Consider the following 17,739-nt stretch of genomic DNA (forward strand, 5'->3'; position numbering starts at 1 on the left):
TCTCATTGCGTCGCCCGGGGGCGCCGGTCCATAAACCGGCGGTCGGAACCTCGCAACAGGCAACGAACCCGGCTGCGTGCCGTCACGTAACTCGTTCGGGGAGGGGCCCTGGGGTTTGCGAGACTGTGCGAGTGAGAACTGCAGCTCCCGCACCGCGGGTCATCGCCGTTGTCGGCCCCACGGCAGCCGGAAAGTCCGATCTGGGCGTCGCCCTCGCCCAGCATTTCGGCGGGGAAGTCGTCAACGCCGACTCCATGCAGCTCTACCGGGGGATGGATATCGGCACCGCCAAGCTGACGCCCGGGGAGCGCGGCGGCGTCCCGCACCACCTCCTCGACATCTGGGACGTGACCGAGGCGGCGAGCGTCGCCGAGTACCAGCGGCTCGCCCGCGCCGAGATCGACCGGCTGCTCGCCGAAGGCCGTACACCCGTTCTCGTCGGCGGCTCCGGCCTGTACGTACGGGGCGCCATCGACGCCCTCGAATTCCCCGGCACCGACCCGGCGGTACGAGCCCGCCTGGAGGCGGAGCTGGAGCTGCGTGGCCCCGGCGCGCTGCACGCGCGGCTCGCGGCCGCCGACCCCGACGCGGGGCGCGCGATCCTGCCGAGCAACGGCCGGCGCATCGTCCGGGCGCTCGAAGTGATCGAAATCACCGGGAAGCCGTTCACTGCCAATCTGCCCGGCCACGACTCGGTGTACGACACGGTCCAGATCGGGGTCGACGTCGCCCGGCCGGAGCTCGACGAGCGCATCGCGGCGCGCGTCGACCGCATGTGGGAAGCGGGCCTCGTGGACGAGGTGCGCACCCTGGAGGCGCGGGGCCTGCGGGAGGGGCGTACGGCGGCCCGCGCCCTGGGGTATCAGCAGGTGCTGGCCGCGCTGGCGGGGGAGTGCGCCGAGGACGAGGCGCGCACCGAGACCGTGCGCGCCACCAAGCGCTTCGCGCGCCGCCAGGACTCGTGGTTCCGGCGTGACCCGAGGGTCCACTGGCTGAGCGGCGCGGTCGAGGACCGGGCGGAACTCCCGCATCGGGCTCTGGCGTTGGTCGAACGAGCGGTTACAGCCTGATCACGTGATGGCATCGGGACGCTCCGCCCGTCATTCGGGAGCCCGGGCCCGTGCCATCATCAAGCTTCGATCGACCAGTGAGTCCAAGTTGGGAGGGCGCGTGGCGATGGAAGCCGGCCCTCGTGACACGACGCAGGACGAACCGGACCGCTTGAGCCCCGACGGGCCCGACGAGCAGGACGGGACGCCCGGGTCCGCGTCGGGCCCCGAGGTCGAGGTCGAGCTGCGCCCGCAGCGGCGCCTGCGGATCTGGCAGCTCGCGCCGATCGTGGGACTCGCGGCCATGGGCTCCCTGATGTTCGCCTTCCCCCTGGCCTTCGAGTTCGGTGACGGCGGAGCAGTCGTCGCCATGCTGGGACTGCTGATCAGCTGCTGCGCCGCCGGCTGGGGCATGATGGCCGCCCGCCGCGTGGGACACACCTGGCCGGGCCTGCCGTCCAAGGAGTCGGGCAAGCGCCCCGACTGGCGGATGATCGCTCTGTACGTCGTCGTGGGCGCCGGCATCGTCGCGCTGGCCGTCTGGCGCGTGGCCCGCCTCCGCTGACGGGCTGTCGTACCCGCCCCGTACGATTGACGCCGTGAGCACATCGCCGATCGCCTTCCTCAAGGGCCACGGGACCGAGAACGACTTCGTGATCGTCCCCGACCCGGACAACACCGTCGACCTGCCCTCGTCCCTCGTCGCGAAACTGTGCGACCGCAGGGCCGGCATCGGCGGCGACGGACTGCTGCATGTCGTACGGTCCGCCGAGCACCCCGATGCGCGTCCGATGGCCGAGGCGGCCGAGTGGTTCATGGACTACCGCAACGCGGACGGCTCGATCGCCGAGATGTGCGGCAACGGCGTCCGCGTCTTCGCCCGCTACCTCCAGCGCGCGGGCCTGGTCGGCGAGGGCGACCTGGCCGTGGCCACGCGCGGTGGCGTCAAGCAGGTGCACATCGCCAAGGCGCAGCCCGGCGGCGGCAGCGGTGACCTCGGTGACATCACCGTCTCCATGGGCCGCGCCGTCCTCCCCGAGGGCGACGTCACGGTCTCTGTGGGGGCCCGGGAATGGCCCGCCCGCAATGTGAACATGGGCAACCCGCACGCCGTCGCCTTCGTCGACGACCTCGACCACGCCGGCGATCTGTTCACCGCCCCGCCCTTCAGCCCAGCCTCCGCGTACCCGCAGGGCGTCAACGTCGAGTTCGTCGTCGACCGCGGCCCGCGCCACGTCGCGATGCGCGTGCACGAACGCGGCTCGGGCGAGACCCGCTCCTGCGGTACGGGCGCGTGCGCCGTAGCCGTCGCCGCGGCCCGCAGGGACGGCGCCGATCCCGCCGTCACCGGTGAGTCCGTGGCGTACACCGTGGACCTCCCCGGCGGGCGACTGGTGATCACCGAACGGCCGGACGGGACCATCGAGAAGACCGGACCCGCCGTGATCGTCGCCGAGGGCACCATCGACGAGGCCTGGATCGCTCACGCCCGCTAGTGCCACCCCCACGGCCCGTACGACCAGCAGGAAACGGGCATCGTACGGAGCTTCGCTCGAATGGGTGATCCGGTTCACGCTGAGCGAGAGCGTGACTGCGCGGCGTGGTGGGCTCGGTAGCATCAAGCACCGGCCGGGACGTGGGTCCACCCGTCCACCGCCGGTCGAAGCTGCCGGAGGTGCCCCATGAGTGCAGAGGCCGCCAACCCAGGTGCCACCAGTCGCAGGCGTGGCCGCACCAGACTCGATTTCCGCAGGATCGGCCGGGTCGCACTGCTCGGCCCCACCTCGCGCGACCGGCTGCCCGACGCGATCGGCCACGTCGCGGACGCCCACCGCGCCCACCATCCCGACGCGGACCTCACCATCCTGCACAGGGCGTACGTACTGGCCGAGTCGTCGCACCGCGGACAGATGCGCAAGAGCGGCGAGCCGTACATCACGCATCCGCTCGCCGTGACGCTGATCCTGGCCGAACTCGGAGCCGAGACCACCACGTTGACCGCGGCGCTCCTGCACGACACCGTCGAGGACACCGATGTGACGCTCGACCAGGTCCGGTCGGAGTTCGGCGAGGAGGTCTGTTTCCTCGTCGACGGTGTGACGAAACTGGAGAAGGTCGACTACGGCGCCGCGGCCGAACCCGAGACCTTCCGCAAGATGCTCGTCGCCACCGGCAACGACGTCCGGGTCATGTCGATCAAACTCGCCGACCGGCTGCACAACATGCGCACCCTCACCGTGATGCGCCCCGAGAAGCAGGCCCGGATCGCCAAGGTCACCCGTGACGTCCTGATCCCCCTCGCCGAACGGCTCGGCGTGCAGGCCCTCAAGACCGAGCTGGAGGACCTGGTCTTCGCGATCCTCCACCCCGAGGAGTACGAGCGCACGCGCGCCCTCATCGCGGCGGACGCGAGCGCGGGCGACCCACTGAACGTCATCGCACAGGACGTCAGGAAGGTGCTGCGGGAAGCCGGCCTGGCAGCCGAAGTGCTCGTCAGACCCCGGCACTTCGTCTCCGTGCACCGAGTCAGGCTCAAACGCGGCGAACTGCGCGGCACCGACTTCGGGCGGCTGCTGGTGCTCGTCGCGGAGGACGCCGACTGCTACGGCGTACTGGGCGAACTGCACACCTGTTTCACGCCGGTGATCTCCGAGTTCAAGGACTTCATCGCGGCGCCCAAGTTCAACCTCTACCAGTCGCTGCACACGGCCGTCGCGAGCCCGGACGGTGAAGTGGCCGAAATCCTCATCCGTACGCACCAGATGCACAAGGTGGCGGAGGCGGGCGTCGTCGCCCTGGGCAACCCGTACACACCGACCGACGGCGCCGAGGCGGCCGTCGAGGGGGAGCGCGCCGACCCCACCCGGCCGGGCTGGCTCTCCCGGCTCCTGGAATGGCAGGAGTCCACGCCCGACCCCGACACCTTCTGGACCTCGCTGCGCGCGGACCTCGCCGAGGACCGGGAGATCACCGTGTTCCGCTCGGACGGCGGCACGCTGGGACTGCCGGCCGGTGCGAGCTGCGTGGACGCCGCGTACGCCCGGTACGGCGAAGCGGCGCACCGCTGCATCGGGGCGCGGGTCAACGGACGCCTGGCGACGCTCAGTACGGTGCTCAGCGACGGCGACACGGTGCAGCTGCTCCTCGCCCACGACATCGGCTCGGGGCCCTCGCCCGAGTGGCTCGACCACGCCCGTACGCCCGCCGCTCGCATCGCCATCACCCGCTGGCTCTCCGCCCATCCGCAGGATCAGGCACCCGCCCCGGCAGGAGCGGGCGGCCGGCCCCCGGAGCCCAGGCCCGGGGGAGGGGCCGCCGCTCCGGCGCCCGGCATCGACACCCTGGTGCGGCGGGTCGTGGGCAACGCCGTCGTGGACCTGCCGGACGCGACCGTACGGCTCGCGGGCTGCTGTACGCCCGTACCGCCGGACGCCGTCACCGGCTTCGCCGTGCGCGGCGGCGCTGTCACCGTGCACCGCGAGGAGTGCCCCGCCGTGGGCCGGATGCACGCGCGGGGGCGGGAGCCCGTGGGCGTGCGCTGGCTGGCCACGGGCGACTGCCGGGTCACCCTCGTCGCCGAGTCCTTCGGCCGCCCCCGGCTCCTCGCCGACCTCACCGAGGCCATCGCCACGGCGGGCGCGGCGGTCGTCTCGGCCACCGTGGAACCGCCGAACGAGCAGCGCGTACGGCACACCTACACGCTCCAGCTCCCCGACGCCGCCGGGCTCCCCGCCCTCATGCGCGCGATGCGCGAGGTGCCCGGCGTGTACGACGTGAGCCGCGCCCAGCACCCTGCCACCACCGCTTGATCGAACGCACCGCTCTTTCGAGTGGCCGTCTGCGAGCCGCCACGGCGGCCGCGACGGGCGCTGGTAGCGGTAGATCATGCTGCTCACCTCCCGTCGCCTGCGTGCCGCCCTGCTGGCCGCCGCATCGGCCACCCTCGTCGCCGCGACCGTGCCCGCCCCCGCGCCACCCGTGGCGCTCGGCATCGGAGACCCGCTCTTCCCGCACCTGGGGAACCCCGGATACGACGTGCGCGCGTACGACATCTCCTTCACGTACCGCGGAAGCAACAGCAAGCCCCTGGACGCCGTCACGAAGATCGACGCGGTGGCCACGGAGCGGCTCGACCGCGTGAACCTCGACTTCTCGCGCGGCACCGTCGCGTCGGTCGAGGTGAACGGCGAGCGCGCGGCGTTCGCGACGGCGGGCGAGGACCTGGTCGTCACGCCCGAGGCACCGGTGTACGAGGGGTGGCCGCTGCGGATCACCGTCCGGCACACGAGCGATCCCAGCCCCAAGGAGGGCCCGGACGGCGGCTGGGTGCGTACGCGCGACGGCCTCGCCATGGCGAACCAGGCCGACGCGGCGCACCGGGTGTTCCCGTGCAACGACCACCCCGCGGACAAGGCGTTCTTCACGTTCCGTGTCACCGCTCCCAAGGGCATCACGGCAGTCGCCAACGGGCTGCCGCTGGGGAAGCCCGAAAAGGCGGCGGCCGGCGCCACCTGGGCGTACCGGACCAGCCACCCCATGGCCACCGAACTCGCGCAGGTATCCGTCGGCCGGTCGAGCGTGGTGCACAGGAACGGACCGAACGGGCTTCCCCTACGCGACGTCGTGCCCACCAAGGACCGCGCGCGGCTCGAACCGTGGCTGAAGAAGACACCGGCGCAGCTGGAGTGGATGGAGCGGCAGATCGGCCGCTATCCGCTCGAGACGTACGGGCTGCTCATCGCCGACGCGGAGACCGGGTTCGAGCTGGAGACGCAGACGCTGTCGCTCTTCGAGCGGTCGCTGTTCACCCGCTCCGACCTGCCGGCCTGGTACGTCGAATCGATCATGGTCCACGAACTGGCGCACCAGTGGTTCGGCAACAGCGTCTCGCCGCGCTCCTGGTCCGACCTGTGGCTCAACGAAGGGCACGCCACCTGGTACGAGGCGCGGTACGCCGAGGACCACGCGAAGCGTCCGCTGAAGGAGCGGATGCGCCAGGCGTACGCACAGTCGGACGCGTGGCGCGCTCAGGGCGGCCCGCCCGCCGCTCCCCGCAGCCCCGCACCGGGAAAGAAGATCAGCCTCTTCAAGCCGGTCGTCTACGACGGCAGCGCACTGGTCCTGTACGCGCTGCGCCAGGAGATCGGGGCAGACGCCTTCGGGCAGCTGGAGCGGCGGTGGGTCAGCGACCACCGGGACGACACCGCGACGACCGGCGACTTCACCAGCCTCGCGTCCGAGATCGCGGGCCGGGACCTGTCCGGCTTCTTCAAGGAGTGGCTGTACGGGAAGAAGACGCCGGCGATGCCCGGTCACCCGGACTGGCGCGCCGGGGCTGAGAGCAAGGGGAAGCGGGCATAAACCGGAGTGACGGCCCGGGGCGCACCGTGCCACTATCAACGGGTCGGCGGCGCTGCCGGGACGGGCGACCTCCCGGACACTGCGGGAATCTTCCGGCCACGTCACGCGTTGTGACCGATACAACCGACTTTCAATCGACGTAAGGATCCAATGACCTCCTCTTCTTCCGCTTCCAAGGACGCACAGAGCTTCACGGAGAACGTGACCGAGAGCCTTCGGGCCGATGCCCTGATGGAAGAGGACGTCGCCTGGAGCCACGAAGTCGACGGGGAGCGGGACGGCGACCAGTTCGAGCGCTCCGACCGTGCGGCGCTGCGACGTGTGGCCGGCCTCTCCACCGAACTCGAAGACGTAACCGAAGTCGAGTACCGGCAGCTGCGCCTGGAGCGTGTGGTGCTGGTCGGTGTCTGGACCTCGGGAACCGTGCTCGACGCCGAGAACTCGCTGGCGGAGCTGGCGGCTCTCGCCGAGACGGCGGGCGCCCTCGTGCTCGACGGCGTCGTACAGCGTCGTGACAAGCCGGACCCGGCCACGTACATCGGCTCGGGCAAGGCGATCGAGCTGCGCGACATCGTGCTCGAGACCGGGGCGGACACCGTCGTCTGCGACGGTGAGCTGAGCCCCGGCCAGCTCATCCACCTCGAAGACGTCGTCAAGGTCAAGGTGGTCGACCGCACCGCCCTGATCCTCGACATCTTCGCCCAGCATGCCAAGTCCCGAGAGGGCAAGGCGCAGGTCGCGCTGGCCCAGATGCAGTACATGCTGCCGCGGCTGCGCGGCTGGGGTCAGTCGCTGTCCCGGCAGATGGGCGGCGCCGGTTCCGGCGGTGGCGGCGGTATGGCCACCCGTGGTCCCGGTGAGACCAAGATCGAGACGGACCGGCGCCGGATCCGCGAGAAGATGGCGAAGATGCGCCGGGAGATCGCGGAGATGAAGACCGGCCGCGACATCAAGCGCCAGGAACGCAAGCGCAATAAGGTGCCCTCGGTCGCGATCGCCGGGTACACGAACGCCGGAAAGTCCTCGCTGCTCAACCGCCTCACGGGCGCGGGCGTGCTGGTGGAGAACTCACTGTTCGCCACCCTCGACCCGACCGTGCGCCGGGCGGAGACACCGACCGGGCGGGTCTACACCCTCGCCGACACGGTCGGGTTCGTACGGCATCTGCCGCACCACCTCGTCGAGGCGTTCCGTTCCACGATGGAGGAGGTCGGCGAGTCCGACCTCATCCTGCACGTGGTGGACGGTTCGCACCCGGCGCCGGAGGAGCAGCTCGCGGCCGTACGAGAGGTCATCCGTGATGTCGGCGCGCTGAACGTGCCCGAGATCGTGGTGATCAACAAGGCGGACGCGGCAGACCCGGTCGTACTGCAGCGACTGCTGCGTATAGAGCGTCACGCGATCGCGGTGTCGGCCCGTACGGGCGCGGGCATGGCGGAGCTGCTGGCGCTGATCGACTCGGAGCTGCCCCGGCCCGAGGTCGAGATCGAGGCTCTTGTGCCGTACACGCACGGTGGGCTGATCTCACGGGCACACGCCGACGGCGAGGTGATCTCCGAGGAGCACACCGGGGAAGGCACGCTGATCAAGGTGCGCGTGCACGAGGAGCTGGCGGCCGACCTCGCGCCGTACGTGCCGGCGACTCGCTGACCGGAGCCGTACCGGAACAGAGCACGCCCGAAGGCCCGCCCCCTCGTCGTGAGGGGGCGGGCCTTCGGGCTGTTCAAAGGGCAGTCAGCGGCCCGGCTCTACTTCTTCGCGAACTTCCCGCTCACCGTGTCGTAGATCGTCTTGGCTTCCGTGCCCAGGCGCGGACCGGCCAGCCAGCCGGCCGTCACCGGGCCGATCGAGGTGTTGGAGACCAGCGCGGGCTTGCCGTCCTGACCGGCCGCCGTCCAGCCACCACCGGACGAACCACCGGTCATGGTGCACCCGATGCGGTACATCGTCGGGTCACCGACCTTGATGGACAGGCGCCCCGGCTTGTCGGAGCACTGGAACTGCTTCTGGCCGTCGAAGGGCGGAGCGGCCGGGTAACCCGTCGCCGTCATGCTGGGGATCTGCGGTGCGGCCGGTGCGTCGAATTCCACCGGAAGGGCCGAACCGACCGTCTCTTCGAGGGACTTGCCGTTGCCCTTCTCCGGCGTGACGTGCAGCACCGCGAAGTCGTACGCGGCACCTTCGCCACCGGTCGGGCCGCCCTGGGCGATCCACTGTGAGGACGTCTGCGCCCAGTCGCCCCACCACACGCCGTGCGGGGTGATTTCCTTCTCGTTCTTGGGCGCGCCGTCGAGCTCCGTGGCCGACTTGCCGGTGTTGTTGTACGACGGCACGAAGGCGATGTTGCGGTACCAGCCGCCCTTCTTGCCGGCGTGCACGCAGTGGCCGGCGGTCCACACCATGTTGGACTTGCCGGGGTGCGCCGGGTCCTTGATGACGGTCGCGGAGCAGACCATCGACCCCTCGGGCCCGTCGAAGAAGAGCTTCCCGGCCTCGGGGGTGCTCGTCGTGTACGGGGTCTTCACCGGCTGCGCCTGGACGGGCGCGGGCGTCGGGTCGGTGACACCCTCGTCGCCGGAGATGTCGTTGTCCACCGGCCTGTCGGGCTCCTCGGCGTCCCGCATGCGGTCCGCGTCCCAGAGGTCCTCGATGATCGGGTTGATGTAGTCCTCGGCCTCGCGGAGCCAGTCGTCCCGGCTCCAGTCCTTCCAGGCGCCGCCCTTCCACTTGTCCAGGTCGACGCCGTGCTCCTTGAGCCGGTCCTTCAGGTCGTCGGGAATGACGATCTTGCCGTCGGTGCCGTCAGTGGCCTGGCCGGCGGAGGCACTCGGCTCGCCGCCCGCGTTGTCCTCGGTCGGGCCGCAGGCCGTCGCGGTCAGGGCGAGGGCGGCGGCAAGGCCGACAGCGGCAAGTGCAGGGGAGGTTCGGCGACGCGCGCTCCTCCCGCCACGTGCTGCGATGGTCGGGCGAATGGGTCGCATGTCTTGATCCCCCTGGGACTTCGAAATCTTCTTCAGCGAACTCTGCACACGTTGCGCACTCCGGCGGAGGAGCTCCGGGCCGGAGTGCGGTCCCCACTATGCCGGTGCCGATGGGGACGGCGCGCGGCAGGGCCGCGGTTCCCCCGACGTAAGGATCTTCTTATTGCCCGTGATCCCCCGGCGCCACCGTCGTTGGTACGTACGGGGGACGCAGGGTCGTCGTTCAGCCCCAACGGGCACGGACATACAGACAGCTGCGAGCGACGGAAGCTTCACCGCGGGAGGACCAACAGACGTGGCCGTGACCGAACCTGCCGCTGCGGTGCTGACCACCGCGCACGAGGGGATTCTGCGGCGCCAGTCGCTGCGCGAGTCCTCCGCCCGTACGTACGCGCGGTCGCTGCCCATCGTTCCCGTGCGCGCGCGGGGGCTGACCATCGAAGGGGCGGACGGACGTCGCTATCTCGACTGCCTCTCGGGCGCCGGGACGCTGGCCCTCGGTCACAACCACCCCGTAGTCCTGGAGGCCATCAAAAGGGTCCTCGACTCAGGGGCCCCGCTGCATGTGCTGGACCTCGCGACCCCCGTCAAGGACGCGTTCATCACCGAGCTGTTCGCGACGCTGCCACGCGGACTCGCCGACAACGCGCGGGTGCAGTTCTGCGGCCCGGCGGGTACGGACGCGGTCGAGGCCGCGCTCAAGCTCGTACGCACCGCCACCGGCCGCAGCGGACTTCTGGCCTTCACCGGGGCGTACCACGGCATGACGGCGGGAGCCCTCGACGCTTCGGGCGGTGCGCAGGACGTACGGGGGGTGACACGACTGCCCTATCCGTACGATTACCGGTGCCCTTTCGGGGTCGGTGGCGAACGCGGCGCCGAACTCTCCGCCCGCTGGACCGAGAATCTCCTCGACGACCCCAAGAGCGGGGTGACGGCGCCGGCGGGGATGATCCTCGAACCCGTGCAGGGGGAGGGCGGGGTGATCCCCGCACCGGACGACTGGATGCGGAGGATGCGCCGGATCACCGCCGACCGCTCCATTCCGCTGATCGCCGACGAAGTGCAGACCGGGGTCGGCAGGACCGGCACCTTCTGGGCGGTCGAGCACAGCGGCATCGTGCCCGATGTGATGGTCCTGTCCAAGGCCATCGGCGGCAGCCTCCCCCTGGCCGTGGTGGTCTACCGGGCCGACCTCGACGCCTGGGACCCGGGCGCCCATGCCGGTACGTTCCGCGGCAACCAGCTGGCGATGGCCGCAGGCGCCGCCACCCTGGCGTACGTACGCGAGAACCGGCTCGCCGAGCGCGCCGCCGTGCTCGGCGCGCGCATGCTGGGCCAGTTGCAGGGGCTGGCCGCAGACCACCCCTGCATCGGGAACGTACGCGGCCGGGGGCTGATGATCGGCGTCGAACTCGTCGACCCCGACGCCGGCCCCGGCCACCCCGGCCCCCACCCCGAGAACCGTGCGTCCACGGGCGTACCCCCGGCAGCGTCCGCTCTGGCCGCCGCCGTCCAGCAGGAGTGCCTGAAGCGGGGACTCATCGTCGAACTCGGCGGGCGTCACGCCGGCGTCGTACGTCTGCTGCCTCCTCTCACTCTCACCGACGAACAGGCCTCGGCGGTCCTCGACCGTCTGGCCGACGCTGTGTCGGCCGCCGAGCGCTCCCCGTACCCCCGGCAACAGACCCGGCTGCCGAACTGACCCCGGACCTCGTCCCAAGGAAGACCCCCGTGAACCTCACTCCCGCATCCGATGCGTCAGAGGCCGAAGACCGTCCCACCGCCCACGACCGAGGACAGGGCGGTACGCACGGCCGCCTCGTGGCCGACGAGGCCAAGGTGCCCCGGCAGAAGGGCAGCGCCCAGCGGGAGCAGCGCACGCCGGTGCCGGGCGCACAACAGCAGCCGGTGGGCGCAGCCGCCGACCTTCTCGACCACCCCGACCCGTATGCGGCGGCAGAGGCCGCAGCCGTCGAGAACCTGCTGCGCTGCTGGGTCCGGGAGAACGATCTCGGCCGAGCCCTGGGACCGACCCTCCGCATCCCGCTCGACGCCAGCGGCACCGCACTGCTCGTCCCCGTCCGCTACTGGTCGGCCACCGGGTGGCACCGCTTCGGCATGCCGGTCCTGGAAGGCGGGCCCCAAGGGGCGCCGCCCGCCGACGCCGTCACGGTCGCCGCGCTCCTCGGCCGCGAGGCGGGGCAGCGCGAAGGAGCGGACATGGTCGGACGGGTGGCCGACTCCGTCCGGCGCACCGCCCGGTTCATCACCGAACGGCGCAGGCGCCCCGGCCCCGCCGAGGAGGCGGACCTGTTCCTCAGCGCCGAACAGTCCCTTCTCCTCGGACACCCGCTGCACCCCACACCCAAGAGTCGCGAGGGGCTCTCCGAGGCGGAAGCACTCCTGTACTCACCCGAGTTGCACGGCTCCTTCCCGCTGCACTGGATGGCCGCCGACCGGTCCGTACTGGCCCATGACTCGGCCTGGACCGAACGCGGCCGCACCGTCCCCGTCGAGCAGCTCGTCGTCCGGCTGGCCGACGGCCTCCGGCTGCCCGACGACACCGTCCCGCTGCCCCTCCACCCCTGGCAGGCCCGCGAGCTCAGGCACCGGCCCGCTGTCGCCGCGCTCCTGGAGCAAGGCCTGCTCCACGACCTCGGCCCTTACGGCGCCCCGTGGTACCCCACCTCCTCCGTCCGTACCGTGCACCGTCCAGGTTCGCCCGCCATGCTCAAGCTTTCGCTCGGCGTACGCATCACCAACTCCCGGCGTGAGAACCTCCGCAAGGAACTCCACCGCGGCGTCGAGGTCCACCGGCTGCTGCGGGGCGGCCTGGCCGAGGAATGGCAGTCCGCCCATCCGGGCTTCGACATCGTCCGCGACCCGGCGTGGCTCGCCGTGGACACGACCGACGGCGAACCGGTCCCCGGCCTCGACGCCCTGCTGCGCCACAACCCGTTCGGCCCCGGCGACGACGCGGTCTGCATCGCGGCTCTCACCGCCCCACGGCCCTGGCCCGGCCGCACCGGCATGCATTCCCGCCTCGCCGACGTGGTCGCCCGGCTCGCCGCCCGGACCGGCCGGCCCACCGGAGCCGTCGCCGCCGAGTGGTTCCTGCGCTACCTCGACCACGTCGTACGCCCGGTGCTCTGGCTGGACGGCAGAGCGGGTGTCGCACTGGAAGCCCATCAGCAGAACACCCTGGTCCTCCTCGACCCCGACGGCTGGCCCGCCGGCGGCCGTTACCGCGACAACCAGGGCTACTACTTCCGCGAATCCCACCGCGCCGGCCTCGAACGCCGCCTCCCCGGCATCGGCGCCGCCAGCGACACCTTCGTCCCCGACGCCGTCACCGACGAACGCTTCGCCTACTACCTGGGCATCAACAACGTCCTCGGTCTGATCGGAGCGTTCGGCGCCCAGCGGCTCGCCGACGAACGTGTCCTGATCGCCGCCTTCCGCCAGTTCCTGGGGAAGAACACCGACCTCGGTTCCTCACTGCCCGCCCAGCTCCTGGAGAACCCCAGCCTCCGCTGCAAGGCCAACCTGCTCACCCGGCTGCACGGCCTCGACGAGCTCGAAGGCCCGGTCGACACCCAGTCCGTCTACGTCACCATCGCCAACCCTCTTCGTACCTGAAGGAACATGCCCCACCCGAACTGCTGAGAGGAGCGTCGCCGTGCCTCCCACCGATGCGAGCACCGACGCAGGAACCAACTCCGCGCCCCGCGCCGGATCCAGCACCGAGGACACCCTCGACCTGCGGCTGACCGACGAGCTCATCGCGCTGTTCGGTGACGACGCGCCGGTGACCAGCCCCGGTCCCGTCGGCGGCGGCCTCCTCGACACCCCTGCGGACTGGGGCCCCTTCACCACCTCCGCCGGGATGTTCCAGCTCGTTCCCGTACGCATCGAGCGGGACCTGGCGCTCATCAGCCGGTGGATGAACGATCCGGCTGTCGCCGCGTTCTGGGAACTCGCGGGCCCGGAAGAAGTCACCGCCGCGCACCTGCGCCCCCAGCTCGACGGTGACGGCCGCAGCACACCCTGTCTCGGCGTACTGGGCGGCGTACCCATGAGCTACTGGGAGATCTACCGAGCCGACCTCGACCCGCTGGCGCGCCACTACCCCGCCCGCCCGCACGACACCGGCATCCACCTCCTCGTGGGCGGCGTCGCGGACCGCGGCCGCGGCCTCGGCACCACCCTCCTCAGAGCCGTCGCCGACCTCGTACTCGACAAGCGTCCCGCCTGCGCACGTGTCGTCGCCGAACCCGCCCTGCGCAACACCCCCTCCGTCTCAGCCTTCCTCGGGGCCGGCTTCCGCTTCTCCGCGGAACTCGACCTCCCCGACAAGCGAGCCGCGCTCATGGTCCGCGACCGCGCCCTGCGAAACCTGCTGTGAACGACCCGCTACCTCTCATACACCGCTCGCCCCGAATGGGTTCCACCCCGAGGAGTCCCCGTGCCGAAGCCCGCCGTCGCCCATGACTTCGAGGACTCACTCCCGCTGCTCGCTCCGCCCGAGCTGAAACCGGGCACCTGGGACCTGGCAGCCCGCCGCCTCCTCGCCAAGATGCTCGGTGAGTTCGCGTACGAGGAGATCATCGAGCCGGTCGCGCAGCCCGCCTGCGACCGCCACACGCTCGCGCTCGACGGCGGCGGCGGCACCCTCTCCTTCCGGGCGTCGCGCGGTGCCTACGGCAGCTGGCGCGTGAACCCGGACACGATCGAACTCCGCGAGCCCGATGCCGCCCCCGACTCCGACGGCCGGCCCTTCGGCGACCCCCTCCGCTTCCTGGTACTGGCCCGCCGCCTCCTCGCGCTCGACGGCGCCACCCTCGGCCACCTCATCCGTGAGCTGAGCGCCACCCTGGCCGCCGATGCCCGCCTCGACCACACCGCCGTATCCGCGGCGCGTCTCGCCGACCTCGGATACGCGGAGCTCGAAGGGCACCAGACCGGCCACCCCTGGCTCGTCCTGAACAAGGGCCGTCTCGGCTTCTCCGCGACCGACACCGCCCGCTGGGCCCCCGAAGCCCGTACACCGGCCACGCTTCCCTGGATCGCCGTCAGCACCGAGATCGCCGGCTACCGCGGAGTCCCCTTACTCGCCACGCCCGAGCGCCTCTACGCACGCGAACTCGACCTCCCCACCCGCGAGTCCTTCGCCGCCGCACTGCGCGCCCGCGGGCTGGATCCCGAGCGCTACCTCTATCTGCCCGTGCATCCCTGGCAGTGGGAGGAAGTGGTCCTGCCGCTCTTCGCGCCCGCCGTCGCCCAGGGCGCCATCGTGCCTCTCCCCACCGACGGTGACGTACGGCTGCCGCAACAGTCCATCCGTACGTTCCTCAATACGAGCCGTCCCGAGCGGCACACGGTCAAGCTGCCGCTCGCGGTCCTGAACACGCTGGTCTGGCGTGGACTGCCCACCGAGCGCACCCTGGCGGCGCCCGCCGTCACCGCCTGGGTGCACGGCCTGAGGGACGCCGACCCCTTCCTGCGGGACGAGTGCGGAGTGATCCTCCTGGGCGAGGTGGCCTCCGTCGCCGTCGAGCACCCCCTGTACGACGGCCTCCCCGAGGTCCCGTACCAGTACAAGGAGCTGCTCGGCGCGATCTGGCGCGAGCCGCTCACCGGCCGGCTGGCACCCGGAGAGCGCGCCCGTACGCTGGCCTCCCTGCTCCACACGGACCCCGAAGGGCGCGCGTTCACGGCGGAACTCGTCACCCGCTCGGGCCTGGCGCCTGCCGTATGGCTCCGGCGCCTCTTCGCCGCGATGCTGCCTCCGCTGCTGCACTTCCTGTACCGCTACGGCACCGTCTTCTCACCGCACGGCGAGAACGCCATCGTCGTCTTCGACGAGCACGACATCCCGGTGCGCCTCGCGATCAAGGACTTCGTCGACGACGTGAACGTGAGCGCGCAGCCGCTGCCCGAGCACGACTCCATGCCCGACGATGTGCGGGCGGTCCTGCTGACCGAGCCTCCCGCCTTCCTCACGCAATTCATCCATTCCGGTCTGTTCGTCGGTGTGTTCCGCTATCTGGCGCCGCTGTGCGAGGAGCAACTGGATGTTCCCGAGAACGAATTCTGGTCACTCGTACGGGCCGAGATTCTGCGGCACCAGGCCCGCTTCCCCGAGCTCAAGGACCGTTACGAGATCTTCGATCTGCTCACCCCGCGGATCGAGCGCCTCTGTCTCAACCGGAACCGCCTGCACCTCGACGGCTACCGCGACCGCCCCGACCGTCCGCACGCGGCGGTGCACGGCACCGTCCCCAACCCTCTCCACCTGTCCTGATGCGGTCGCCGGTGTGACTCGGGTTGTCAGTGGTGCCCCGTAGGCTGGACGGGCTATGACGAAGCCCTCACTCCCCGAGCTCCTCCATGCCGCCGTCACCGCCGTCGGCGGCACGGAGCGCCCCGGCCAGGTCGCCATGACCGAGGCCGTGGCCGGAGCCATCGACGACAATTCCCACCTGCTCGTCCAGGCCGGCACCGGCACCGGAAAGTCCCTCGGTTATCTGGTCCCGGCCCTGGCACACGGCGAGCGCGTCGTCGTGGCGACGGCGACCCTGGCCCTGCAGCGCCAGCTCGTGGAGCGTGATCTTCCGCGTACGGTGGAGGCGCTCCATCCGCTGCTGCGCCGGCGCCCCGAGTTCGCCATGCTCAAGGGACGATCGAACTATCTCTGCCTGCACCGGCTCCATGAGGGCGTACCGCAGGAAGAGGAGGACGGCCTCTTCGACCAGTTCGAAGCCGCCGCTCCGACCAGCAAGCTCGGCAAGGACCTGCTGCGCATGCGCGACTGGGCCGACGAGACGGAGACGGGCGACCGCGACGATCTCACTCCCGGTGTCTCCGACCGGGCCTGGGGACAGCTCTCCGTCTCCTCGCGCGAGTGCCTCGGCGCGTCGAAATGCGCGTACGGAGCGGAATGCTTCGCGGAGGCGGCCCGCGAGCGTGCCAAGCTCGCCGATGTCGTCGTGACCAACCACGCGCTTCTCGCCATCGACGCCATCGAGGGCGCCCCCGTGCTCCCGCAGCACGAGGTGCTGATCGTCGACGAGGCGCACGAACTGGTCTCGCGGGTGACCGGTGTCGCGACCGGCGAGCTCAGCCCTGGGCAGGTGAACCGGGCCGTTCGCCGCGCCGCCAAGCTGGTCAACGAGAAGGTGGCGGACTCCCTCCAGACGGCCGCGGAGTCCTTCGAGCGGCTCATGGAGCTCGCGCTTCCCGGGCGTCTCGAAGAGGTCCCGGAGGATCTCGGGTACGCCCTCATGGCGCTGCGTGACGCCGCCCGCAATGTCATCTCGGCGATCGGCTCGACCCGCGACAAGTCCGTCCAGGACGAAGACGCGGTGCGCAAGCAGGCGCTCGCTGCCGTCGAGAGCGTCCACGGCGTCGCGGAGCGGATCGCCAACGGTTCGGAGTACGACGTCGTCTGGTGCGAGCGGCATGACCGTTACGGGGCCTCTCTGCGCGTCGCCCCGCTCTCGGTGTCGGGGCTGCTGCGCGAGAAGCTCTTCAGCGAGCGTTCCGTCGTCCTGACCTCCGCCACGCTCAAGCTCGGCGGTGACTTCAACGGCGTCGGCGCTTCGCTCGGTCTGTCGCCCGAGGGCACCGGGGGAGAAGACGTCCCGGCCTGGAAGGGCCTGGACGTGGGCTCGCCCTTCGACTACCCGAAGCAGGGGATCCTGTACGTCGCCCGCCAGCTCGCCACGCCGGGCCGGCAGGGTTCACGTGGCGACATGATGGACGAACTCGCCGAACTGGTGGAGGTAGCCGGAGGCCGCACGCTGGGACTCTTCTCCTCCATGCGGGCGGCGAAAGAGGCGGCTGAGGAACTGCGCGGCAGGATCGACATGCCGATCCTGCTCCAGGGCGAGGAAACGCTCGGTGAACTGATCAAATCCTTCGCCGCCGACCCGAAGACGTGCCTGTTCGGCACGCTGTCGCTCTGGCAGGGCGTCGACGTGCCGGGTCCGAGCTGTCAGCTCGTCGTCATGGACCGGATCCCGTTCCCCCGGCCGGACGACCCGCTGATGAGCGCCCGGCAGAAAGCCGTCGAGGAGGCCGGCGGCAACGGCTTCATGGCCGTCGCGGCCACGCATGCGGCGCTCCTGATGGCCCAGGGGGCGGGACGGCTCGTACGGGCCACGGGGGACCGTGGCGTCGTCGCCGTACTCGACCCGAGGCTCGCGAACGCCCGTTACGGCAGCTACCTGCGGGCATCACTGCCGGACTTCTGGTACACCACGGACCGCAATCAGGTACGCCGTTCCCTCGCGGCGATCAACGCCAAGGCCGAGGCGGACGGGCAGTAGGTCGGCTGAGCCGCA

The 17,739-nt window shown here is 71.0% G+C and carries 12 protein-coding genes; 11 read left to right on the forward strand and 1 reads right to left on the reverse strand.

What is annotated here, in order from left to right; all coding sequences use genetic code 11:
* The first annotated feature begins 131 nt into the window (after nucleotides 1-131).
* The 6 genes from miaA (at nucleotide 132) to hflX (ending at nucleotide 8,060) form a co-directional block, all read left to right on the forward strand.
* The gene (gene miaA, locus AC1P0E_RS25530) at nucleotides 132-1,070 is read left to right on the forward strand and encodes a tRNA (adenosine(37)-N6)-dimethylallyltransferase MiaA (protein ID WP_482744448.1); all 939 of its coding nucleotides are present in this window, start codon (nucleotides 132-134) and stop codon (nucleotides 1,068-1,070) included.
* 106 nt (nucleotides 1,071-1,176) lie between these two features.
* Nucleotides 1,177-1,614 carry a hypothetical protein gene (locus AC1P0E_RS25535; RefSeq protein WP_482745895.1) on the forward strand — a complete coding sequence of 146 codons (438 nt, stop codon included), beginning with the start codon at nucleotides 1,177-1,179 and terminating at the stop codon, nucleotides 1,612-1,614.
* A 34-nt stretch (nucleotides 1,615-1,648) separates the two neighbouring features.
* Nucleotides 1,649-2,545 (forward strand): diaminopimelate epimerase, encoded by an 897-nt coding sequence (dapF, locus tag AC1P0E_RS25540; RefSeq protein WP_482744449.1) that lies wholly within the window; start codon nucleotides 1,649-1,651, stop codon nucleotides 2,543-2,545.
* Nucleotides 2,546-2,731: 186 nt separating this feature from the next.
* Nucleotides 2,732-4,858, forward strand: coding sequence for a RelA/SpoT family protein (locus tag AC1P0E_RS25545; RefSeq protein ID WP_482744450.1), 2,127 nt, complete (start codon nucleotides 2,732-2,734; stop codon nucleotides 4,856-4,858).
* Between the two features lie 76 nt (nucleotides 4,859-4,934).
* A complete protein-coding gene (locus AC1P0E_RS25550) occupies nucleotides 4,935-6,410 on the forward strand; it encodes a M1 family metallopeptidase (RefSeq protein ID WP_482744451.1) in 1,476 nt (491 codons plus the stop codon).
* 150 nt (nucleotides 6,411-6,560) lie between these two features.
* On the forward strand, nucleotides 6,561-8,060 hold the full coding sequence (gene hflX, locus AC1P0E_RS25555; RefSeq protein WP_482744452.1) for a GTPase HflX: 1,500 nt from the start codon (nucleotides 6,561-6,563) through the stop codon (nucleotides 8,058-8,060).
* 98 nt (nucleotides 8,061-8,158) lie between these two features.
* Here the strand turns inward: hflX and AC1P0E_RS25560 are convergent, their stop codons facing one another.
* Complete coding sequence (locus AC1P0E_RS25560; RefSeq protein WP_482744453.1) at nucleotides 8,159-9,391, reverse strand: trypsin-like serine peptidase; 1,233 nt, start codon at nucleotides 9,389-9,391, stop codon at nucleotides 8,159-8,161.
* A 295-nt stretch (nucleotides 9,392-9,686) separates the two neighbouring features.
* Between AC1P0E_RS25560 and AC1P0E_RS25565 the strand changes: the two genes are divergently transcribed.
* The 5 genes from AC1P0E_RS25565 to AC1P0E_RS25585 are packed head-to-tail and all read left to right on the forward strand — an operon-like array spanning nucleotide 9,687 to nucleotide 17,724.
* Complete coding sequence (locus AC1P0E_RS25565) at nucleotides 9,687-11,096, forward strand: diaminobutyrate--2-oxoglutarate transaminase (protein WP_482744454.1); 1,410 nt, start codon at nucleotides 9,687-9,689, stop codon at nucleotides 11,094-11,096.
* Between the two features lie 29 nt (nucleotides 11,097-11,125).
* Nucleotides 11,126-13,033: an IucA/IucC family protein gene (locus AC1P0E_RS25570; protein WP_482744455.1), complete on the forward strand. Its 1,908-nt coding sequence runs from the start codon at nucleotides 11,126-11,128 to the stop codon at nucleotides 13,031-13,033.
* 40 nt (nucleotides 13,034-13,073) lie between these two features.
* Complete coding sequence (locus tag AC1P0E_RS25575; protein ID WP_482744456.1) at nucleotides 13,074-13,799, forward strand: GNAT family N-acetyltransferase; 726 nt, start codon at nucleotides 13,074-13,076, stop codon at nucleotides 13,797-13,799.
* Nucleotides 13,800-13,859: 60 nt separating this feature from the next.
* Nucleotides 13,860-15,698, forward strand: a complete 1,839-nt coding sequence (locus AC1P0E_RS25580; RefSeq protein WP_482744457.1) for an IucA/IucC family protein — start codon at nucleotides 13,860-13,862, stop codon at nucleotides 15,696-15,698.
* Between the two features lie 55 nt (nucleotides 15,699-15,753).
* Complete coding sequence (locus tag AC1P0E_RS25585) at nucleotides 15,754-17,724, forward strand: ATP-dependent DNA helicase (protein WP_482744458.1); 1,971 nt, start codon at nucleotides 15,754-15,756, stop codon at nucleotides 17,722-17,724.
* Nucleotides 17,725-17,739 lie beyond the last annotated feature (15 nt).

The sequence above is a fragment of the Streptomyces sp. TRD_SC_5 genome, from assembly GCF_056836825.1.